The 20,802-nt window shown below is 61.1% G+C and carries 25 protein-coding genes; 12 read left to right on the forward strand and 13 right to left on the reverse strand.

Features of this window, described 5'->3' with window-relative positions; translation table 11 throughout:
• Window positions 1–35 precede the first annotated feature (35 nt).
• Together ABIE28_RS05090 and ABIE28_RS05095 are read right to left on the reverse strand one after the other, a co-directional pair.
• On the reverse strand, window positions 36–1,061 hold the full coding sequence (locus ABIE28_RS05090) for an aldo/keto reductase (protein WP_354060735.1): 1,026 nt from the start codon (window positions 1,059–1,061) through the stop codon (window positions 36–38).
• Between the two features lie 222 nt (window positions 1,062–1,283).
• The gene (locus ABIE28_RS05095; protein WP_354060737.1) at window positions 1,284–2,495 is read right to left on the reverse strand and encodes an NADP-dependent isocitrate dehydrogenase; all 1,212 of its coding nucleotides are present in this window, start codon (window positions 2,493–2,495) and stop codon (window positions 1,284–1,286) included.
• Between the two features lie 132 nt (window positions 2,496–2,627).
• On the opposite strand from ABIE28_RS05095, the gene ABIE28_RS05100 reads away from it, so the two are divergent.
• Together ABIE28_RS05100 and fabF are read left to right on the forward strand one after the other, a co-directional pair.
• Window positions 2,628–3,065, forward strand: a complete 438-nt coding sequence (locus ABIE28_RS05100) for a MarR family winged helix-turn-helix transcriptional regulator (protein WP_354060738.1) — start codon at window positions 2,628–2,630, stop codon at window positions 3,063–3,065.
• Window positions 3,066–3,126: 61 nt separating this feature from the next.
• Entirely contained in the window at window positions 3,127–4,407 is a 1,281-nt protein-coding gene (gene fabF, locus ABIE28_RS05105; protein ID WP_354060740.1) for a beta-ketoacyl-ACP synthase II, read from the forward strand.
• A gap of 41 nt (window positions 4,408–4,448) precedes the next feature.
• On the opposite strand, the gene ABIE28_RS05110 is transcribed toward fabF, so the two are convergent.
• Together ABIE28_RS05110 and ABIE28_RS05115 are read right to left on the reverse strand one after the other, a co-directional pair.
• Window positions 4,449–4,784, reverse strand: a complete 336-nt coding sequence (locus tag ABIE28_RS05110) for a TfoX/Sxy family protein (RefSeq protein WP_354060742.1) — start codon at window positions 4,782–4,784, stop codon at window positions 4,449–4,451.
• Window positions 4,781–5,221, reverse strand: a complete 441-nt coding sequence (locus ABIE28_RS05115) for a GFA family protein (protein ID WP_354060743.1) — start codon at window positions 5,219–5,221, stop codon at window positions 4,781–4,783. The genes ABIE28_RS05110 and ABIE28_RS05115 overlap by 4 nt, the downstream gene beginning before the upstream one ends.
• A gap of 103 nt (window positions 5,222–5,324) precedes the next feature.
• Between ABIE28_RS05115 and ABIE28_RS05120 the strand changes: the two genes are divergently transcribed.
• The 5 genes from ABIE28_RS05120 (at window position 5,325) to rpsD (ending at window position 9,762) form a co-directional block, all read left to right on the forward strand.
• Window positions 5,325–5,906 carry a GNAT family N-acetyltransferase gene (locus ABIE28_RS05120; protein WP_354060745.1) on the forward strand — a complete coding sequence of 194 codons (582 nt, stop codon included), beginning with the start codon at window positions 5,325–5,327 and terminating at the stop codon, window positions 5,904–5,906.
• Window positions 5,907–6,020: 114 nt separating this feature from the next.
• Window positions 6,021–6,617 (forward strand): GNAT family N-acetyltransferase, encoded by a 597-nt coding sequence (locus tag ABIE28_RS05125; RefSeq protein WP_354060747.1) that lies wholly within the window; start codon window positions 6,021–6,023, stop codon window positions 6,615–6,617.
• Window positions 6,618–6,674: 57 nt separating this feature from the next.
• Window positions 6,675–7,490 carry an RNA methyltransferase gene (locus ABIE28_RS05130; RefSeq protein WP_354060749.1) on the forward strand — a complete coding sequence of 272 codons (816 nt, stop codon included), beginning with the start codon at window positions 6,675–6,677 and terminating at the stop codon, window positions 7,488–7,490.
• Between the two features lie 211 nt (window positions 7,491–7,701).
• Window positions 7,702–8,973: an MFS transporter gene (locus ABIE28_RS05135; protein ID WP_354060751.1), complete on the forward strand. Its 1,272-nt coding sequence runs from the start codon at window positions 7,702–7,704 to the stop codon at window positions 8,971–8,973.
• A gap of 171 nt (window positions 8,974–9,144) precedes the next feature.
• Window positions 9,145–9,762: a 30S ribosomal protein S4 gene (gene rpsD, locus ABIE28_RS05140; protein WP_354060753.1), complete on the forward strand. Its 618-nt coding sequence runs from the start codon at window positions 9,145–9,147 to the stop codon at window positions 9,760–9,762.
• Between the two features lie 169 nt (window positions 9,763–9,931).
• Here the strand turns inward: rpsD and sbmA are convergent, their stop codons facing one another.
• Window positions 9,932–11,248, reverse strand: a complete 1,317-nt coding sequence (gene sbmA, locus ABIE28_RS05145; protein WP_354060755.1) for a peptide antibiotic transporter SbmA — start codon at window positions 11,246–11,248, stop codon at window positions 9,932–9,934.
• 180 nt (window positions 11,249–11,428) lie between these two features.
• Here sbmA and ttcA point away from each other — a divergent pair, with 180 nt between their 5' ends.
• From ttcA to ABIE28_RS05170, 5 genes are all read left to right on the forward strand, one after another.
• Window positions 11,429–12,286, forward strand: coding sequence for a tRNA 2-thiocytidine(32) synthetase TtcA (gene ttcA / locus ABIE28_RS05150; protein ID WP_502913427.1), 858 nt, complete (start codon window positions 11,429–11,431; stop codon window positions 12,284–12,286).
• An 11-nt stretch (window positions 12,287–12,297) separates the two neighbouring features.
• Entirely contained in the window at window positions 12,298–13,101 is an 804-nt protein-coding gene (locus tag ABIE28_RS05155; RefSeq protein WP_354066403.1) for an inositol monophosphatase family protein, read from the forward strand.
• A 732-nt stretch (window positions 13,102–13,833) separates the two neighbouring features.
• Window positions 13,834–14,148: an ArsR/SmtB family transcription factor gene (locus ABIE28_RS05160; protein WP_354060759.1), complete on the forward strand. Its 315-nt coding sequence runs from the start codon at window positions 13,834–13,836 to the stop codon at window positions 14,146–14,148.
• A complete protein-coding gene (locus ABIE28_RS05165) occupies window positions 14,145–14,477 on the forward strand; it encodes an SRPBCC domain-containing protein (RefSeq protein ID WP_354060761.1) in 333 nt (110 codons plus the stop codon). The genes ABIE28_RS05160 and ABIE28_RS05165 overlap by 4 nt, the downstream gene beginning before the upstream one ends.
• Before the next feature lie 39 nt (window positions 14,478–14,516).
• On the forward strand, window positions 14,517–15,146 hold the full coding sequence (locus ABIE28_RS05170; protein WP_354060764.1) for an ATP-dependent Clp protease proteolytic subunit: 630 nt from the start codon (window positions 14,517–14,519) through the stop codon (window positions 15,144–15,146).
• Here ABIE28_RS05170 and ABIE28_RS05175 read toward each other — a convergent pair.
• From ABIE28_RS05175 to ABIE28_RS05210, 8 genes are all read right to left on the reverse strand, one after another.
• Window positions 15,143–16,396, reverse strand: a complete 1,254-nt coding sequence (locus tag ABIE28_RS05175; protein ID WP_354060766.1) for a multidrug effflux MFS transporter — start codon at window positions 16,394–16,396, stop codon at window positions 15,143–15,145. The two genes, ABIE28_RS05170 and ABIE28_RS05175, sit on opposite strands and share 4 nt — an antisense overlap.
• Before the next feature lie 109 nt (window positions 16,397–16,505).
• Window positions 16,506–17,729, reverse strand: coding sequence for an MFS transporter (locus ABIE28_RS05180; protein ID WP_354060768.1), 1,224 nt, complete (start codon window positions 17,727–17,729; stop codon window positions 16,506–16,508).
• Window positions 17,730–17,867: 138 nt separating this feature from the next.
• A complete protein-coding gene (gene grxD / locus ABIE28_RS05185) occupies window positions 17,868–18,203 on the reverse strand; it encodes a Grx4 family monothiol glutaredoxin (protein WP_354060770.1) in 336 nt (111 codons plus the stop codon).
• 94 nt (window positions 18,204–18,297) lie between these two features.
• Complete coding sequence (locus ABIE28_RS05190) at window positions 18,298–18,846, reverse strand: hypothetical protein (protein WP_354060772.1); 549 nt, start codon at window positions 18,844–18,846, stop codon at window positions 18,298–18,300.
• Between the two features lie 22 nt (window positions 18,847–18,868).
• Window positions 18,869–19,498: an HAD family hydrolase gene (locus tag ABIE28_RS05195; RefSeq protein ID WP_354060774.1), complete on the reverse strand. Its 630-nt coding sequence runs from the start codon at window positions 19,496–19,498 to the stop codon at window positions 18,869–18,871.
• On the reverse strand, window positions 19,495–19,812 hold the full coding sequence (locus ABIE28_RS05200; protein WP_354060776.1) for a DUF6665 family protein: 318 nt from the start codon (window positions 19,810–19,812) through the stop codon (window positions 19,495–19,497). Before ABIE28_RS05200 ends, ABIE28_RS05195 begins: the two co-directional genes overlap by 4 nt.
• Before the next feature lie 3 nt (window positions 19,813–19,815).
• Entirely contained in the window at window positions 19,816–20,049 is a 234-nt protein-coding gene (locus ABIE28_RS05205) for a BolA/IbaG family iron-sulfur metabolism protein (protein WP_354060778.1), read from the reverse strand.
• A 94-nt stretch (window positions 20,050–20,143) separates the two neighbouring features.
• Complete coding sequence (locus tag ABIE28_RS05210) at window positions 20,144–20,749, reverse strand: hypothetical protein (protein ID WP_354060780.1); 606 nt, start codon at window positions 20,747–20,749, stop codon at window positions 20,144–20,146.
• Window positions 20,750–20,802: the final 53 nt, after the last annotated feature.

The raw sequence follows: 20,802 nt of genomic DNA on the forward strand, positions 1-20,802 counted from the left end.
AAAGGGCCGAAGCAATGCTTCGGCCCTTACTTCATTCAGTCGTCCGGATTGGCCTTGCGCATCTGGCGCTCGATCATCCAGCCGGGATATTCGGTGGGCAGGGCGCTGACAGCGTCGAGGCGCTTGAGCTCGTCGTCGCTCAGGGTCACATCGACCGCCGCCAGATTGTCGTCGAGCTGTTCGACCGATTTGGCGCCGATGATCACCGACATCACGTGCTTTTGGTGCAGCAACCAGGCCAGCGCGATGCGGGCCACCGACACGCCCTTGGCGTCGCCGATTTCGCGCATCATGTCGATGCTGTCAAAGGCGCGGTCCTTGTTGACTGGTGGGAAGTCGAAATTGGCCCGGCGCGAGCCGTCCGGTGATGTGCCGTCGCGGTTATATTTGCCGCTCAGCAGGCCGCCGGCCAGTGGGCTCCACACCATCAGGCCAAGCTTTTCTTGGCTGATCATCGGCACGATCTCGCGTTCGAGGTCTCGCCCGGCGATGGTGTAATAGGCCTGTAGCGTTGAAAAACGGGCCCAACTGTTGTTGTCGGCCACGCCCAGCGCCTTGGAGATGCGCCAGGCAGCCCAGTTGGAGACGCCGACATAGCGGACATGGCCCTGACGGACCAGGTCTTCCAGCGCCCGCATGATTTCCTCGACCGGGGTCAGGTTGTCCTGCGCATGGATCTGGTAGAGGTCGATATAGTCGGTGTTCAGACGCTTCAGGCTGGCCTTGACGGCGTCCATGATGTGGCCACGCGAGGAGCCGCGATCATTGGGGCCGGGGCCCATCTGGCCGTTGAGTTTGGTCGCCAGCACCACATCGGTGCGCTTGCGGCCCGAATTGACGATGGCGCGGCCGGTGATTTCTTCGCTGAGGCCTTCGGAATAGACGTCGGCGGTATCAATGAAGTTGACGCCGGCATCGAGCGCGCGAGCCACGATGCTGTCGGCCACGCCCTGATCGAGCTGGCCGATTGCGGTCCAGAAACCGGCACCGCCGAATGTCATGGTGCCAAGGCAAATTTCGGAGACGAGCAAGCCCGATCCCCCAAGGGATTTGTAACGCATGGAAGCGTCCTCGATGAAATAATGACAATGCGTCGACGCCTGAAAGGGCGGGGCAAGACTTCAAATAAGGTGAAGCGCCGGGCAGGAACGGTGTGCCGACAAACAAACATTAGCACGAAACCGGTATTTCCGCGAAACGAAAACTGCTTCTGCTGGTTGAGCGCAAACAAAAAGGCCGGATCAAATGATCCGGCCTTTTCCAATTCATTGGGCTGGCGTTGGTTACGCCATGGCCTTCTGCAGGTTCTGGTCGATGGCGTCGAGGAAGCCGATGGTCGAGAGCCACTTCTGGTCTGGACCGACGAGCAGGGACAGGTCCTTGGTCATCTTGCCTTCTTCGATGGTGTCGACGGTGACCTTTTCGAGCGTCAGGGCGAACTGAGCCAGTGCTTCGTTGTCGTCCAGCTTGGCGCGGTGCGCGAGGCCACGGGTCCAGGCGAAGATCGACGCGGTCGAGTTGGTCGAGGTTTCCTTGCCCTGCTGGTGCTGGCGGTAGTGACGGGTCACGGTGCCGTGGGCAGCTTCGGACTCGACGATCTTGCCATCTGGCGTCGCCAGAACCGAAGTCATCAGGCCCAGCGAGCCAAAGCCCTGTGCCACGATGTCGGACTGCACGTCGCCGTCATAGTTCTTGCAAGCCCAGACATAGCCGCCGGACCACTTGAGGGCGGACGCGACCATGTCGTCGATCAGGCGGTGCTCGTACCAGATCTTCTTGGCTTCGAACTGTTCCTTGAATTCGCGGTCGTAGATTTCCTGGAAGATGTCCTTGAAGCGACCGTCATAGACCTTGAGGATGGTGTTCTTGGTCGAGAGGTAGCACGGCACGCCACGAGCCAGCGCGTAGTTGAAGCTCGAATAGGCGAAATCGCGGATCGAGTCGTCGAGGTTGTACATGGCCATGGCCACGCCAGCGCCCGGAGCCTGATAGACTTCGTGCTCGATGACCTTGCCATCTTCGCCGGTGAACTTGATGGTCAGTGTGCCCTTGCCGGGGAAGGTGAAGTCGGTGGCGCGGTACTGATCGCCGAAAGCATGACGGCCGACGATGATAGGCTGGGTCCAGCCGGGCACCAGGCGCGGCACGTTCTTGCAGATGATCGGCTCGCGGAAAATCACGCCGCCCAGGATGTTGCGGATGGTGCCGTTTGGCGACTTCCACATCTTCTTGAGCTTGAATTCTTCAACGCGCTGCTCATCAGGGGTGATGGTGGCGCATTTGATGCCGACGCCGTGCTTCTGGATGGCATGGGCTGCGTCCACGGTGATCTGGTCGTTGGTCGCGTCGCGGCTTTCAACCGACAGGTCGTAGTATTCGATCGGCAGATCGAGGTAGGGATGGATGAGCTTGTCCTTGATCGCCTGCCAGATGATCCGGGTCATCTCATCGCCGTCGAGATCCACCACCGGGTTGGCGACTTTGATTTTGCTCATCGTATGGGCTCCCTTGCCATTGGATATTGGCACGGGAAAAAGCCCGCGCCGCTTGGTGTGCCCCTATATCATCGGCGCAGTCGACCGCAAAGCTGCGTTACGGCATGGGGGCTTGCCGTTGACGCCGTGTATATGCACGACTATATGGCGCTCATGCAGGACGATTTCAGCCAATGCATGGTGCTCAATACGCGGATGGCGGCGCGCGCGGTAACGCGGCATGCCGACCACCGCTTGCGCCCTTTTGGCGTGACCGCCGCGCAGTTCAATATCCTGACGACGCTCAACGACCATCCCGATCGCTCAGTCACCGAAATGGCCAGCAGCATCGCCATGGAGCGCAGCACCCTGTCGCGCAATCTCGACTTGCTCGAGCGCAAGGGCCTTGTTGCCAAGCAGGCCGCCGAACACGGCAATCGCCGCATTGTGGCGCTGACCGAGGCGGGGGCCGTGCTGGTCGAAAAAATGCTGCCCGAATGGCGCAAATGGCAGGCCGAACTGCGCGACAGCCTCACCAACCCAGATTTCGCGGGCGTCATCGCTGGCTTGCAACAATTGGCCAAGCTTTAACGCGGCCATGGCTTTGCCACACACCACCTTATAACGTGCATATACACACTTGGAGACTTTCATGCTGAAGCCTGATCCCGCCGATCCCATCGTTGTCACCGGCATGGGCGTCGTTTCGCCCCTCGGCGTGGGCGTCGCCACCAATTGGGACCGCCTGATCGCTGGCCGCAGCGGCATCGTCCATAATGATCGCTTCGACACTACCGGCTACACCGCCTCCATTGCGGGCCTGGTGCCCGGCAAGGACAAGGATGCCGAGGGTTTTGACCCGCTGGTGGCGATTGACGCCAAGGACATCAAGAAGATGGACCTGTTCATCCAATACGGTCTGGTTGCAGCGGCCGAAGCCATCGCTCAGTCGGGCTGGGAGCCGGTGAGCGAAGAAGACCAGCGGGCCACCGCAACCATCATTGGTTCGGGCGTTGGCGGTTCGCCGGTCATGGCCAAGGCTGCGCAGTTGATCGCCGAAAAAGGCCCACGTCGCCTATCGCCGTTCACCGTGCCGTCCTTTCTTGCCAATCTGGCCGCCGGCTGGATTTCCATTCGCTATGGCTTCAAGGGCCCGATTGGCGCACCGGTGACCGCTTGCGCCGCCTCGGCCCAGGCCATTGGCGATGGCATGCGCATGATCATGACCGGTGAAGCCGAAGTGGCCATTGTTGGCGGTGCTGAAGGCTCAGTCGATCCGATTTCGCTGGGCGGCTTTGGCGCCGCACGCGCGCTGTCGACGGCTTACAATGACGATCCGACCAAGGCCTCGCGGCCATTTGATTCCAAGCGCGACGGTTTCGTGCTGTCCGAAGGCGCGGCCATCCTCGTCATCGAAAAGCTCAGTCACGCCAAGGCACGCGGCGCAACGCCACTGGCCATTCTGGGCGGCTACGGCACCTCGGCCGATGCTTACCACCTCACCTCTGGCTCGCCGGATGGGGCAGGCGCACAGGTCGCCATGCGTAATGCGCTGGCCATGGCTCGCGTCACGCCTGCCGAAGTCGATTACGTCAACGCCCACAGCACCTCCACCGAAGTCGGCGATGCGGCCGAGATCGCGGGTATCGGCGCCGTGTTTGCCGGTCGTGGCAAGGACCTGGCCGTCAGCGCCACCAAGTCGGCCACCGGCCACCTGCTCGGCGCTGCCGGTGCACTCGCTGCGATCATCTCCATCGAAGCGATCCGCCACGGCACGCTGCCAGCCACGCTTAATCTGGACGAGCCCGACGAAGCTGCCAATGTGTTTGACCTTGTGCCCAACACGGCCAAGCCAAAGGACATCAAGCATGTCCTCGCCAACGCCTTCGGCTTTGGCGGCGTCAACGCATCGCTGGTGTTCAGCAAGATCTAGACTTGCGACCGCTCGGCTGGGACCATCTCAGCCGAGCGCCATCATTTCGGCGGCAGTGTCGAGACGAACACCCGCGCCCGCTCGACCCATTCCTGCAGCACGTCATCGTCCTCCAGCACATCGCCGCTGACTTCGACAAAGCCGCTCATGGTCTTGCTGCCCATGTTCATCGCGCTCGCGCCGGGCAGGGACAAGATTTCCTCGTAGCCACCCTTGCCGACACGCACCAGCAGACCGCCTTCCTTGAGCGGACACACCACCATATTGCCGTCGATCATGAAGCAGCGCCCGCCGAACATCTTCTTTTCGGTGATCGACCGGTGCCGCGCCAGAAGGTCGCGCACGCGGTCGGAGAGTTCTTCCGATGCCAGGCTCATGTTTGGGCTTTCCGATAGGTGTCGTGCTGGGGCAGGTGGTCGTCTATCAGGTCCCAGGCCTGATGGCTGCGCGCAAAAATCAGCTGATTGGGCGCATACCAGTCATTTTGCACGGCAAAGAACCCGACCAGAAACATTCGCAAATCCGGCGCACGCGACGATTGCCCGTATAGTCCGGTGCCGCATTGCGGGCAGAAGTGCCGGGTGAACGTTGCCCCCGAGTCGCTTGGCCGGTCGAAGGATTTTGTCGGACCCGTCACCGTCAACGCCGATGTGCGCACCGTCGCCACAGTGGCGTGGCCGCTCCCGGTCGAGCGCTGGCAATCAAGGCATGAGCACATCAGCATCGACACCACTTCGCCGCGCACCGCCATGGAAATGGCGCCACAGGCGCAGCGGGCGGCAATGTCGATATTGGGTCGGTTGGGGCTGTTCATCGCAAAAGGCTGTCATGTCGCCAAGGCCTGGGCAAGGCCCTCGCACTTGCCTTTGCATCCAACACTGGCAAGAGTGCGCGCCGCCAGATATGGGGGGGATGGCATGGCTCTTTATCCAGACTACCCAATTCGCACGTCCCGACTTCTCCTGCGCCCGTTTACGCGCGGCGATGTCGAGGCCGTCTATTCCTATCGTCGCCGCGAAGATGTGGCGCGCTACCTGTTCGATGTGCCGCTGAGCAAAGAAGAGTGCGCTCTGGCGGTGCAGCAGCGCATCAGCCAGGTCGGCCTCGAGCGGCTCGACGACAAGATCGTGCTCGCCGTCGAGTTGGCCGCCAACAGCGCGGTAATTGGCGAAGTGTCGCTGATCTGGCGCAGCGTCGATGCCCGGCAGGGCGAAATCGGCTGGATTTTTGATCCTGCCTATCAGGGCCATGGTTATGCCACTGAAGCAGCCGATGCGCTGCTCGACCTTGGCTTTGGTCCCGGCGACATGCACCGGATCGCCGCGCGCTGCGATGTGCGCAATTCGTCCTCGTGGCGGCTGATGGAGCGTTTACAGATGCGTCGCGAGGCCCATTTCCGCCAGCACGCGATCTTTAAGGGTGAGTGGGACGAGGAATTTGTCTACGCCATCCTCTGGCAGGAGTGGCAATCGCTTCGGGCGCAAATGCCTGAAGCCTAACGGCTATTTCCAATGTTTCTGCCGGGATACAATTTTTCTTCGGCGTGACAGGAACTTCCCTGAATCGGATGACGTTGTGCCCACAGGGCTAAGGCGGATCAGGGAGAGGAAGACATGTCGTCATTGACATTGCCAATTGAGACGGAGCGGCTCGTGCTGCGCACTTTCGAGCGCGGGGACGTGGAGAGTCTGAGCGCGTATCACTCGCTGCCTTCGATGCAGCGTTATGTGTTTACCAAGACGCGCGACAAGAGAGATGTGGCTGGCGCCCTCAGCATTTTGCGCCATCATGTCAGTCTGCAGCGTCCGGGTGACACGCTCACTCTGGCCATGGTGCGCCGGGGCGACCACGCGCTGATTGGCCATGTCTCGCTGCACTGGTCGGATGCCACTGCCGGGCAGGGCGAGATTCGGTTCCTCATCAACCCGACCTTCGCGGGTCAGGGCTTCACTCGTGAAGCGGTCAGCGCCATGTTCGATCTGGCTTTCGATCATTTCCACATTCACCGCGTTTCAGCGCGCAGCGATGGCCGCAACCATCACTCCATCAAATTGATGCAGGAACTGGGCATGCGGCTTGAGGCGCATTATCGCGAACACGCGCTGTTCCAGGGCGAATGGGACGAGGAAATGCAGTTCGCAATCCTTGACCGTGAGTGGCAGCGCTCGACCAAAGTTCAGGACTTCCCCTTTCGTCACCGCGTCGCCTGAATTGCCCTAAGTGGTCAAAAGGGGCTATGAGCGCCTGATCTTACAGGATTGGGCGACATGGCCGGCACAGACACCTCCATCAAAATTGAATTTCTGCCATCTCCGGCGGTGATCCTGTGTGAGCCGCAGCTGGGCGAAAACATCGGCACAGCCGCGCGCGCCATGGCCAATTTCGGGCTATGGGACCTGCGCCTGGTTCGCCCCCGCGACGGTTGGCCCAATGAACGCGCCATCGCCGCCGCCTCGCGCGCCGACCACGTCATCGAACGCGTCCGCGTTTTCGAAACGCTCGAAGAAGCTGTTTCCGACCTCAATCTGGTGCTGGCTACCACCGCCCGTTCGCGTGACCTGCAAAAGGAAGTCATCGGCCCGGACGAAGCCGCGATCCGCATGTCTGCGACGATTGCCGCCGGGCAGGGCGTCGGCCTGCTGTTCGGCCGCGAGAAATGGGGCCTGCTCAACGAGGAAGTCGCCCTCGCCAACACCATCGTCACCCTGCCGGTGGAACCAGCCTTTGCCTCGCTCAATATCGCGCAGGCCGTGCTGATCCTCGCCTACGAATGGCGCCGCCACGCCGGACTCTCCCAAAAGCTGCCCTTCGATAGCGGCCTGCTCGACGCCGCGCCCAAAAGCGAACTTGTGGGCCTGTTCGAACATCTCGAAGGCGTGCTGGACCAGTCCGGCTTTTTCACCACCCCTGAGAAAAAGCCGGGAATGGTCGACAACCTCCGCACAGCCCTTTCGCGCGGCAACTTCTCTTCGCAGGAAATCCGCACCCTCCGCGGCGTCATCTCCTCCATAGACCGCCGGCATCTGCGACCAAACCCAAACCGGCAGAAACCTGCGGTGAAGAAGGACGTGGGCGAAGAGTAGCCGGCTCTTCACCCTCTCCCTTGGGGGAGAGAGCCTGCCCTCGGGCTTGACCCGAGGGTCGGCGTGCAGCGCCGGGTGAGGGGGCCTTGGCTGGTTGAGGTGGTCGGAAAACCCCCTCCCTCCGCAACACCACCATCACAATCGTCACCACCGAACGCTTCCGCCTGATTCCGCCTTTGACTGCGACAATCTGTCGTGTCACAGCCCGGATATGAGCACCGCCGCCCCCGCCGACACATCCCGCCTTGCCTTCACCTATATTGGCTTCCGCTTTTTCTGGCTGACCACTTTGCTGGTGAGCTTTGCGGTCCAGATTATGTCGGTGTCGATCGCCTATCAGATTTACGAGGTCACCCGCGAACCGCTGCTGGTTGGTCTCGTGGGCCTCTGCCTCTTCGCACCGGCGCTCGTGCTCATCCTCATTACCGGCCTCACCGCCGACCGGTTCAACCGCCGCCGCATCATGGCGATATGCCTCAGCGTCGAACTGCTGTGCGCCATTGGCTTCCTGCTGTTCACCGAAGCGCAGGCGCATGAAATCTGGCCGCTGTTCGGCATTCTCGTCGTGCTCGGCACCGCACGCGCCTTTTGGGGCCCCGCAGCTCAATCGCTCGCACCCAATCTGGTGCCCGCCGAAGCGTTGAGCAACGCGATCACCGTTAATGCCTCGGCCTGGCAGTTCGCCTCCATCGCCGGCCCGGCTTTGGGCGGCGTTCTCTATGCCTTTGCGCCTGCCATTCCATTCGGTACCGGTGCGGCGCTCCTTGTCTGCGCGGTTGTGACGGTGTTGATGATCCCCAAACCCGTGCAGCGCGAGGCGGCGCAGACCACCAGCATGGAGACGCTGTTGGGCGGTTTCCGCTATATTTTCAGCAATAAGGTTGTGCTCGGCGCCATCTCGCTCGACATGTTCGCGGTGCTGATGGGCGGTGCCGTGGCCATGCTGCCGATCTATGCCACCGACATTCTGCATGGCGGCTCCATCGCCAATGGCCTGCTGCGTGCCGCGCCGGGAATCGGAGCCATCGCCATGGCTTTGTTCCTCACGCGATTCCCCATTCGCAACTTCGCCGGGCGCATCCTCTTCGTCTTCGTCGCGCTATTCGGGGCCTTCACCGTCGTCTTTGGTTTCTCGACCTCGATCTGGTTGTCGATCCCCGCGCTTGCCATGGTGGGCGCGTCCGACATGGTCAGCGTGACCATCCGCGAAACCATCATGCAGCTCTGGACGCCTGAGGAGGTCCGTGGCCGCGTCAATGCCGTGAACTCGGTGTTTATTGGCGCCTCAAACGAATTGGGCGAGTTCCGTGCCGGTACCGTGGCGCACTTCATTGGGCCGGTGGCGGCGGTAGTGATCGGTGGATTCGGGGCCATGGCGGTGGCTGGTGTGTGGAGCCTGATCTTCCCGGGCCTGCGCGAACAGCGCTCGCTCGACCACAAAATGGTCGCCGATGGCGTCGCCGAGCCCTTGGCCAAGCCATAATCAGGCGTCGTGCTTGACTCCTTGGCACGCCCTCGGTATCACGCGGCCACCTATTCGGGCCTCTGGCCCATAGGCGCACCCGGGATCTCCTAATCTATTTGGGGTCTGTCGGTCATCCGCAAGGGTGGCAGAGGAGGGCGCGATCCATTCAACTGTTAAGAAGGATACGCGATGTCGAAGCGTCATTCAGCCAAGTACAAGATCGATCGCCGTCTTGGCGAAAACATCTGGGGCCGTCCGAAGTCCCCACTCAATGCCCGTGCATATGGCCCCGGCCAGCATGGTCAGCGCCGCAAGGGCAAGCTTTCGGACTACGGTCTGCAGCTCCGCGCCAAGCAGAAGCTCAAGGGCTATTACGGTTCGGTCACCGAAAAGGCGTTCAAGCGTCTTTACACCGAAGCTGCCCGCGTTAAGGGCGACACCGGCGAGAACCTGATCGGCCTGCTCGAGTCGCGTCTCGACGCGATCGTCTATCGTGCGAAGTTCGTTGCTACCGTGTTTGCTGCGCGCCAGTTCGTGTCGCACGGCCACATCCTGGTCAACGGCCAGCGCGTGAACATCCCATCCTATCAGGTCAAGGTCGGCGACAAGATTGAAGTGCGCGAGCGCTCCAAGCAGCTGACCGTCCTGATCGAAGCAACCCAGCTGGCCGAGCGCGACGTTCCTGATTACGTCGATGCCGACCACAACAAGATGACCGCGGTCTTCGTGCGCGTTCCGGCTCTGTCGGATGTGCCATACCCGGTTCAGATGGAACCAAACCTGGTCGTCGAATTCTACTCGCGTTAATCGCAGTACAATTACAGAATTGGAAAGGGCCGCTCCTCGGAGCGGCCCTTTTTGTTTGTGCTTGTCCCTGCGCCATTAGTCGTCCCCTCTCCCCTGAGGGGAGAGGGTCGGGGTGAGGGGGCGGCGACCGGTCGATCGCAGTGGCGGAACAGCCCCCGATCCAGTCACTTCAGGTCCCAATAGGTGGCTGAATTGGCATGCCATCTTCGCGGAGATCGAGTGGCGGGAAGCCCGCTTCGGTCGCGAGGAACCGCGGATCGTTGTAGTCCACGCCCGAGATCGCATCGCCTGGAATGTGGGACTCAAACGCCCGCAGACGTTTGTAGACCGAGATCAGCGAGATGATCGTGGTCCACGAATTGGCAAGGAAGCGGAACGAGTCCTCCACCTGTCCGAAGGCGTTGCTGACCTGCTGGAACAGACCAAACGTCAGAGTACCCGCAACGATTGACGGCGCCATCGCGATCAGCGGCACGAAATTGGCGCCCTGCAGGTAAACGTAGCGTGCGACGTTGAAGTAGAGATAGTGCCCATAGAGGGTGAAGTAGTTGCGCTGGACGCCGAGGAACAATTCCCGCGCCGTCACCGGCCGGGCGCGTCCGGCATTGTCTTCGCCATAGACCAGTTCCTTGCGGAACGCTGCCTCGACCCTTTGGTTCTGGAACTCGAGCCCCGGTAGCTTCACGCCGACAAGGCCAAGCAACACGGTGCCGAAAATGGCCGACATCAGCGCCACCCAGACCAGGCTACCATTCACCGCGCCCACTAGCGGCAGCTCGGTGATGTGTGTCGACAGCTCCCATAGCAGCGGCAGGAAAACCAGCAACGTCATGATGGACGACACGAAGGCGACCGCCAGGCCTTCCACGATATTGGCGAAGCGCTGCGCGTCCTCCTGAATACGCTGGGACGAGCCTTCTATGTGGCGCAGGCTCTGCCAGTGGGTGAGGTAGAAGAACGTCATGGCCCGGCGCCAGCGGAACAGATAGTGCGCGATGAAGAACGCGTTGAGCACCAATACCGCGATGCGCGGCAGCAAAACGTAGAGCACCGTTGTCAACTCGCCATACATGGTGTCGAGCGAGACACTACCGGGCGTGGTCATCGCGCCCTGGATGAGGTTGAAGAACGCGCCATACCAGTCGTTCATCCAGGCGCCGATCTGGACGTCGAAATAGACCACTTCGATGATGGTCACGGTCCCGACCACGGACCACCAGTACCAACGCTTGTTGTCGTTGAGGAAATACCAGGGCACGCAGAACAGATAGCCCGACATCAGGATGAACTGGTACAGCCAGACCTTGTCGGGGCTGAAGAACGGGTCGGGATTGGCTTCGCTGGGCACAATGCCGAGCCACGGACCAAGGCTCAGGAAGCGCTGCAGGGTCGAGCCGAGGCCGAACCACAGCGCCATGCACAACACCGTCCAGGCGACGGCTGATGTGAAGAAATATTTGGGATTGGGGAAGAAGGACCGAAACACCACGAGTCTCCAGGGTGCCGAGTGAATGAGGTCAACTAGCTGCCGTAATTTGGCCTAAAGCAAGAGTGCGGAATTAATCTTTGGTAAGGTTTGCACCGCCCGGTTTTGCTTCCCCTCAAGGGCAGGGGGCGCTATCAGCTACGCCATGACAGCAAAGAGAGTTTCGCCATGAGTGAGGTCATGGAAGCCGCGCCAGATGCGGCTGACGACATCGAGAGCGGCGGGCACCCGATCTATGGCAATGCCCCGCGCAGCGGCGAGTTCAACAAGCTGCGCAAGCGCCTGATCCGGAACACGCGCGAGGCGCTCGAAAAGTTCGCCATGGTGCGGCCGGGCGAGAAGTGGCTCGTCGCCCTTTCGGGTGGCAAGGACAGCTATGGCCTGATGGCGCTGCTGCTCGATCTGAAATGGCGCGGCATGCTGCCGGTGGAATTGCTCGCCTGCAATCTTGATCAGGGCCAGCCCAATTTCCCCAAGCACATTCTGCCCGAATTTTTGACCGGGCTGGGGATCGCGCACCGCATCGAATACAAGGACACCTATTCGATCGTCACCAGTAAGCTGCCGGCCGGGGCGACCTATTGCTCGCTCTGCTCCCGCCTGCGCCGTGGCAATCTCTATCGCATCGCGCGCGAAGAAGGCTGCACCGCGCTGGTGCTGGGTCATCATCGCGACGACAGCCTCGAAACGTTCTTCATGAACATGTTCCATGGCGGCAAGCTCGCCGCCATGCCGCCGCGCCTGCTCAATGACGAGGGCGACATCGAGGTGCTGCGCCCGCTGATCTACTGCGCCGAGGAAGACCTGCAGCGCTTCTCCGACGCCATGGCCTTCCCGATCATCCCCTGCGATCTCTGCGGCAGCCAGGATGGGCTTGAGCGCAACGCCATGAAGGCCATGCTCGGCGATATCGAAAAGCGCATGCCGGGCCGCAAGGACGTCATGATCCGCGCGCTGGGCAATATCAATGCCAGCCACATGCTCGATACCAAGCTGTTCGACTTCAATGCCCTGTTCGACAAAAGGACTGCCTCGTGACGTTTGATGTGATGGACCTCGCCAATATCCTGCGCGACGCGGCGCGGGCCGAAGCCCTGCCGCGCTTCCGCCGTCTCGATGGCTCGATGGTCCACATCAAGACCGAAGCCATCGATCTTGTCACCGAGGCCGATATCGCCACCGAAAACGTCATCAAGGCCCGTATCGCCAAGTGGATGCCCGACGCCCTGTTCGTCGGCGAGGAATCGGTGGCTGCAGATCCGGCTCTGTTGCCCAGGCTCGCCCATGCCGATCTGGCGGTGGTGGTCGATCCGATTGATGGCACTGCCAACTACGCCGCCGGCCTGCCGTTGTTTGCCACAATGGCCTCGGTCGTCTCCAAGGGCGAAACTGTCGCCGGCATCATCTATGACCCGATGGGCGATGACTGGATCATGGCCGAAAAGGGCGCCGGCGCCTGGCTGCGCCGCCCCAATGGCGAAGCCGTGCGTCTGCATGTCGCCGCGCCCCTGCCACTGGCCGAAATGGTCGGCTGCGCCTCGGTATCCTACATTCCTGCTGATGTTCGACCGACCGTTCTGGCAAATCTCGCCAAGGTCCGCGTCGTCTCCAATTTCCGCTGTGCCGGCCACGAATACCGCACCTTCGCCTCCGGCCACGCCCAGTTCGGCTGCTGGAACAAGCTGATGCCCTGGGACCACCTCGCCGGCGTCCTCATCAGCCAGGAAGCCGGCGCCTATGCCGCGCGGCTTGACGGCACGGCCTATCTCCCCAGCCACGTCGATGGTGGCCTGCTGGTCACGACAGATCGCGACAGCTGGGATGTGCTGCGGCGTGAGGTGTTTACGTTCTGAGGGGTGGGTCGGTAGGGCACCGGTAAGAAAAGTATTCCCCCACCCAACCTCCCCCTGAAAAGGGGGAAGAGCCTATCCAGTTTGCGGCGAACCCAGCGGCAATCACCGCACGTATTCCTCCCCCTGAAAAGGGGGGGGGCTAGGTGGGGGTATTCCGATCCCACCGTTGCCCACTCAATCCCGTTCGTCCCGCACCAAGCAGGGGAGTCCACTCCGGCTTTAGACTGGAGTGGAGTTCACCCTCCCCCTTGAGGGGAGGGAAGTGAGATAGGACTTAGCGTTTGCTAAGTCCGTCCATCGAGCAGGGTGGGGGTATCTATCCGCAAACTCGGTGCCCGTGACTCACCCCCTCCCTTGATCCCTCCCCTCAAGGGGGAGGGTGTCGACTGAAGCCATCTGACCCTAAATCTTATCCCCACCCCAAATTCCTCCCGTATCCTTGCTCCACCTTCACGCCAGAGCCGGTCATGACGAGTGAATGAGCGTGAAGGCAGCCGGGGATGGGAGGTCGCTCCTGTCACGCGGGGGAAATGTGTGCTGCCGAGGTCTGCGAAATGGCCCGCCATGCCCGACCCGTGAAAAGCCCCGGCGTGATGGCGAGACCTTGGTCTCACATTTTACTACTCCATTCGGGATCAAGGTCTCGCCATTGCAGCTCATGACAACCGCATTTCAGGCGGCGCTTGCGCATGGCCCTTGCAATGACACATAAGTCCGTGCTTATGTCTCTGCATGAGCGAAGTCGATATTTTCAAAGTGCTGTCCGATCCAACCCGCCGTGCCGTGCTCGAACGGCTGGCGAGTGGCGAGATGACCGCGACCGATCTGCGCGAGGGCTTTGCCATCAGCCAGCCGGCGATGAGCCAGCATCTGGCGGTGCTGCGCTGCGCCGGGCTGATCAGCGAGCGCCGCGAGGGGCGCTACGTCAACTATCGCGTCGCGCCCGAGGGGATGGCGCCGCTGCATGATTGGTTGGCCCGTTACCGTGCCTTCTGGCCGAGCCGCATCGATGGCCTCAAAGACCTGCTCAAGGAGATGGATCAATGACCGATACCGAAGCGCTGGTGTTTGAATGTGAGCTCGATGCGCCGCCGGAAAAGGTCTGGCGGGCGCTGACCATCCCCGAATATCTGGCGCGCTGGATCAAGCCTGACCAGAATATCGATCTGGCGGTGGTGACGTCGGAAGAAAATCGCAGCCTCACCTATAGCTGGCGCGAGGCCGGGCAGGGCGCCATTGTCGGTGCCGAGGATAGTCTCGTCACCTTCGAACTGACGCCCACCAATGACGGCGGCACCTGGTTCAGGCTCACCCACGAACCGGTCACCGTCCCGTCCGCCGCCAACAGCAATCAAACCATGCTGCTGGTCGCCTAACCCCCAAGTTTCAAATCAGTCCCTGAACGGAGATCGCCGATGCGCGACATGATGCAACTCGTCCCTATGGTCGTCGAACAATCCTCACGCGGGGAACGCTCGTTCGACATCTACTCGCGGCTGCTGCGCGAGCGGATCATCTTCATCAATGGCGAGATCGAGGAGGGCATGTCGTCGCTGGTCTGCGCCCAGCTGCTGTTCCTTGAGTCGGAGAATCCGAAAAAGGAGATAAGCCTTTATATCAACTCACCCGGCGGCGTCGTGACAGCGGCGCTGGCCATGTATGACACGATGCAGTTCATCCGCTCGCCGGTGGGCACTCTATGCATGGGCATGGCGATGTCGGCGGGGTCGTTCCTGCTGATGGCGGGCGAAAAGGGCAGCCGCATCTGCCTGCCCAATGCCTCGATCATGCTGCATCAGCCCAGTGGCGGCTTTCAGGGCAAGGTCACCGATATTATGCTGCATGCCGAAGAAAGCATGCGCCTCAAGCGGCGCATGAACATGCTCTACGCCAAGCACTGCGGCCGCACCTATGAAGAGGTCGAAACGGCGCTCGAGCGCGACAACTTCATGACGCCCGAACAGGCCCGCGACTGGGGTCTGATCGATCAGGTGGTCAGCGACCGCGGCCAGTTCGAAGGGCAGGCCGCACCCAAACCGGATTAGTGGCCTGGGTCCTGGGCGAGCGTTGGGTGGGCATATTGCTCGCCCACGCCAAACAGCCGGCCGCGTTCCGCGACGAGAATGCAGACCAGTGCCAGCACGCCCATCAGGAAGTAGCCTGTCGCGGCGGGAACGGTGGTGCCGTTGAACATCTGGCCGGTATAGCCACCGATCAGCGCGCCACCAACGGTCTGGATGAAGCCGAACACGGCCGCCGCCGTCCCTGCGACGGCGCCCAGTGGCTCCATCGACAGCGAGTTCATATTGGATGCCGACCAGCCGAAGCAAAACATGATGACGGCGAGCAGGCACAGGAACAGCCAGAGCGGCATGAAGCCGATCAGCGCCAGGATCAACCAGATGCCGCTGAAGGCGGTAAAGACCAGCATGGCGCCATGCGACAGCCGCCGCATGCCGAAGCGGCGCACGATCTTGGAATTGGTGAAGGACGAGATGCCCATCAGGCCTGCCATGCCGGCAAAGGCGATGGGGAAGTAAACGCCCAGCCCATAGATATCGACATAGATCTGCTGACTGGAGCTGATGAAGCCAAACAGCGCGCCAAACAGGAACGTCCCGGCAAGGCCATAGGAGAAGGCGACGCGGTTGCCAAAGACCAGCGCAAAGCCATGTACTACGGCCTTAAAGCTCAGCGGACGGCGATTGGCCAGCGGCAGCGTTTCGGGCAGGCGGAAAAAGGTCCAGGCCCAGAAAGCGGCAGCCAGCAGGCCCATGAAGATGAAAATATTGTGCCAGTCGCCGACCAGCAGGATCACCTGGCCGATGCCAGGCGCAATGATCGGAATAGCCATGAACACCATGAAGACCAGCGACATGACCTCGGCCATGGCGCGGCCCTCGTACCGGTCGCGGATCACGGCGGTGGAGATGACGCGCACGCTGGCTGCGCCCATGCCCTGAACAACGCGCAGGGCAAGCAGGGCGCCAAAGCTCGGGGCGAAAATGGCGGTCAGCGCGGCAACGACATAAATACCCATGCCGAACAGCAGTGGCGCGCGGCGCCCGAAGCGGTCGGTCAGCGGTCCGAAGGCCAGCTGCGCCACGCCCATGCCGAGCATGTAGGACGAAATCACGAACTGGCGTTCGTTCTCGCTCGTCACGCCAAGCGATTCACCCATGTAGGGCAGCGCCGGCAACATGACGTCGATCGCCAGTGCATTCAGCGCCATCAAGGCAGCCATAAGGGCAATGAATTCGTGGCGGGGAAGCACCCGCGTAAAATGATCGGACATCAATGGGACCTGGAATTAATCGCCGCGAGAGCATGGGCGCAGGAATAATGCGCGGACCATGACCTCGCGGGTCAACATTTGCAAGACTTTATCGGCGGTAACCGATGGATCAGGCGGCGGCGGTCTTGGGCGTAAAGTGTGGCGCCTTGCGCTCGTTGATCGGGATATGGACAGCTGCAGAAGCCAGGCCCAGCACGATGCTCAGATACCAGACGAGGCTATAGGAGCCGGTCACGTCATAGACGTAGCCGCCGAGCCAGACGCCGACGAACGAGCCGAGCTGATGGCTGAAGAAGGCGAGGCCATAGAACATGCCGAGATAGCGTGCGCCAAAGAACAGGCTGACCAAACCGGCCGTCAGTGGCACAGTCGACAGCCAGAGCAGACCCATCGACGCCGCAAAGGCATAGGCGGTGGTCTCGCTGACCGGGATCAAAAGGAACGCCCCGATGGCCACAGCGCGCAGCAGGTAGATCGAGGCCAGCAGCAACTGCTTGGGCAGGCGACCGCCGAGATAGCCGGCCAGCAGCGAACCAACGATATTGAACAGGCCGATGACCGCGATGGTCCAACTGCCGACTTCAGGCGACAGGCCACACTGCACCAGATAGGCGGGCAGGTGGACGTTGATGAAGGCCAGGTGGAAACCGCAGACGAAAAAGCCGATGACCAGCAGGCGGTAAGAGCCGTAGCCCCAGGCCTTGGATAGCGCTTCCATGAACGGCAGGTCGGCCTCGCCGGTAGTATTCTCGGTGCGGCCGCGCAGGGCATAGCTGAGCGGAATGATCAGCAACAGCGCGAAGGCCAGGTAGATCAGGGCAGACTGCCAGCCAAAGGCATTGATGAAGCCCTGGCTGATCGGGGCGAAAGCAAACTGGCCGAAGGACGACGCAGCGGTGGCAACGCCAAAAATCAGCGAGCGCTTCTCGGCCGGAACAGAGCGACCAAAGGCGGCCATCACGACCGAGAAGGAACAGATGGCAATGCCGACGCCGGTGACGATACCGGCCGTCAGGGTCATGATGCCCGCGTCTGGCGAAAACGCCATGCCGAACACCCCGAGCGCGTAGATCGCAGCGCCGGCAGCGATAGTCCGGCCAGTGCCGACTCGGTCGGCAAACGCCCCGGCGAATGGCTGCGCGATGCCCCATGCCAGGTTCTGGATCGCCATCGCCATGGCCCAGCCCTCGCGGGTCAGGCCCAGATCGGTCGTCATCGGGAGGGTGAATAGGCCGAAGCTGGTGCGAACACCGTTACCGATGGCGGCAATGGCGCAGCCGGCGATGATCAGCACAATCAGGGGGACTGCGGGGCGAAGGGCGGTCGCGTTCATGAGATTTGTCCAGGTGGGACATTCTATTTACGCCCGGCCCACCATTCCGACTAGTGATATTGCGGAATGGCAGTATCAATTTCAGTGATGAGGCAGCAAAAAGCCCGGTCACTGACCGGGCTTTGAAATGCGCTGAAATCAGGCGGTCTGCTTGACTTCGATACCGGCGCCCTGGAGATGCGTCTGCAGCTCACCGGCCTGGAACATTTCGCGAATGATATCGGCGCCGCCGATGAATTCACCCTTCACGTAGAGCTGGGGAATAGTTGGCCAGTTGGTGTAGGCCTTGATGCCGTCGCGCAGTTCAGCGCTGTCGAGCACATTGGCGCTACCATATTCAACGCCAAGATAGTTCAGAATCTGGACGACCTGACCGGAGAACCCGCACTGCGGAAAATCTGGCGACCCCTTCATGAACAGGAAGATGTCGTTGTTCTTTACCTTGTCGTCGATGAAGGCGTTGATATCGGTCATGGGAAAAACCTTTCGATGGGCGGGGTCAAGGCCCGCTTGCTGCTGCCTTTAAATAGGGTAGCAAACATGCGCTGTCGAGATGCTTGCGCCATGCTCACTGTGTCGTGCTGCAGTGGCTTTGTCCTGTGGCATGGACGTCGCCCGTGGCAATATCGAGCACCACTTCATTGGCAATCACGGTGCCCCATCCATTTGCAACAGCGTCTGCATATCCGGGGCAATTTTCCGCGGTCCCTTCGACGCCTCGGGCCCAATAGGTGACTGAATCATTGTCTATTGTGATCTCGTCGTCCGCCGGGACCTCGATGTAAGGCGTCACAGGATCGCCATTCGCCAGGTCGTAGATCACCACGTCGCCATCAGGCCCGGTGGAGCGGGTGAGAACAAGATAGCGTCCGGCCAGCCCCTCATACCAAAACGCATCATCGGGGCCGCCGATGGCCAGATCGCCGGGCTGTTGCTCAAAGATGCAGGCGATCTTGCCCTTGGCCGGCGCCCGAATGAGGAAATCGGTGCCCACTTCGTCAAGGCGTTCCTGGCCTATGACCAGAAACTGATCGTTCTGAAAACATTGCGCCTCCTGCGCCAAGGCAGGGGTGGCGATAATACCGAGCAGGGCGGTCAGCAAAATGGTGCGCTTCATAGGTGCGGTGTCTCCAGGTAAATCAGGTCAGTCGTGCAGCGATCCAGGGATGATTGACGCAGTCGTCGATAGTGTCGAATTGGACTGCGTCCCAGCCGTATCGGCGCGCGCCGTCGACCACCTTGCGTGTGTCGTCGAAAAACAATGGCGGCTCGCTTTGCGGGCCGATCCGCTGCTCGATGAAATCGAAATAGGCCGGTTCGGGCTTCCGGACGCCGATACGGGCCGAGTAAAAGATATCCTCGAACAGCTCGCCAAGGCCTAAAGTTTGCCAGAGCCACAGGGCGCGCATGTGGTCCTGGTTGGTGGCAATGAACAGGCGGATGTCGTTTTTCTGTTTTAGGCGTCGGATGAGATCGAGGAGGGGAAGGTTGAGCTTGCTGTCGTGCGTCAGCCAATAGTGGGCGAACGCCATCGACGAGCCTTTGTATCCGAGCAAGGGCAGGACGCGGTCAAGTGCGGTGATCAGCGCCATCTGGCCGACGACGACCTTTTTGATGAAGACGCCGTAGATGAATTCGGCGCGGAAGCGTTCAGGGTCGACACCAAGGTCGGCCAGCAGGTTTTCGTCCCAGCGCTGCTGCAGGTCGGGCCGCGCGTGATAGCCGTGGACCAGCACGCCATCGACGTCGAAAAAGACCGCGCGTGTCACTTCGGCTTGGTCATTGCGCCAAGCCCGACAAGCACTTCGCCGGGAATGCTGAGTTCCTGAATCACATCGGTATGCTTGCGGAAGCCGACCAGTTCGCGTTGCACGAAATAGGCCCAGACCACATTACGGGCCTCGCCGAGCTTATCGTCACGGTCACCCGTTGCAGTCGACAGCGCGGCAATCGCGTCGATGACCTTGCGTTCGGCAGCGCCGAGCGAGGAGGCGCGCTCCGCGAGTATCTCATGCTCAATCGCCGCAGTGCCCGCCTCGGGGCGGACCATGCGGATCAGATCGAGCGACTCGCGGAGCGTCATGGATCAGTCGGGCAAAACAGTCTGGAGGGCCAGGGCATGCAAAGCGCCGCCCATATCGCCCTGCAGTGCATCGTAAACCAGCTTGTGCTGCTGCACGCGGGTCTTGCCGCGGAACTGTTCGGATTTGACCGTGGCGGCCCAATGGTCGCCATCCCCGGCCAGATCGCGGATATCGATATCCGCATCGGGGAGAGCCGTCTTGATCCGGCGTTCGATTTCGCTCGCATCCATGGGCATGGCTCAACTCCTTACCTGCGTCGGCGACGTGCCGACCGTTCCCCATGATATGGCATGAGGGGGTGGTGCCTTCAATACGAAGGGCGCAATCGCTTTAGGGCGTAGCGGGTGCCGGCGCGGTCTCGGAAGGGTCGACTTCCACGCCTACGCAGCACTCTGCGTCCGAACGGGTCGAAAAATTAGCGATGATAAAATCAACGATTGGCCGGGCGCGTTCGGCCACATCGGTCGCGTAAATGCAGTCGAGCGCATAGCCGCGACCCGAATCGACGGTCTCGGTGTGGACGATGGTCAGGGGAATACCCTGCGGCGAGTCGGTCGAGGTGCCGTCGTAAAGCAGAGCCGGGCCACTCTGGTAAGCCGTGGTCGTCTTGATGCCGAGCGTGAAGCCAGGGAACTGCTGGCTCCAGCCGGAGGTGACATTTGCGTCGTTGAGATCGTCCAGCGCGCTCTGCGGCGTCCAGTTGGTATCTTCGACCGGCACGATCTCAAGAGTGCATTGTAGCGGCGCGTTGGGATTGTTCAGCGTCAGCGGTTCGCCCGCGCCGCCGGTGGCGGTCATCTCTTCTGGATAGATGACCGTATAGGGCTCATTGTTCAGAATCGAACGGGTGACGTTGACACTCTGAGCAAAGGCGGTCGCCGGCAGCAGGCTCATAGATAGGGCCGCAAGGCAGCCGATTGCCGGTCTGAGGTTCATTGTAGTCTCCACAAAATGACGCCGCCCTTGGGTGCCAAAGCACTCCAAAGAGC

The organism is Devosia sp. 2618, assembly GCF_040546815.1.
In the GTDB taxonomy this organism is placed as follows: domain Bacteria; phylum Pseudomonadota; class Alphaproteobacteria; order Rhizobiales; family Devosiaceae; genus Devosia.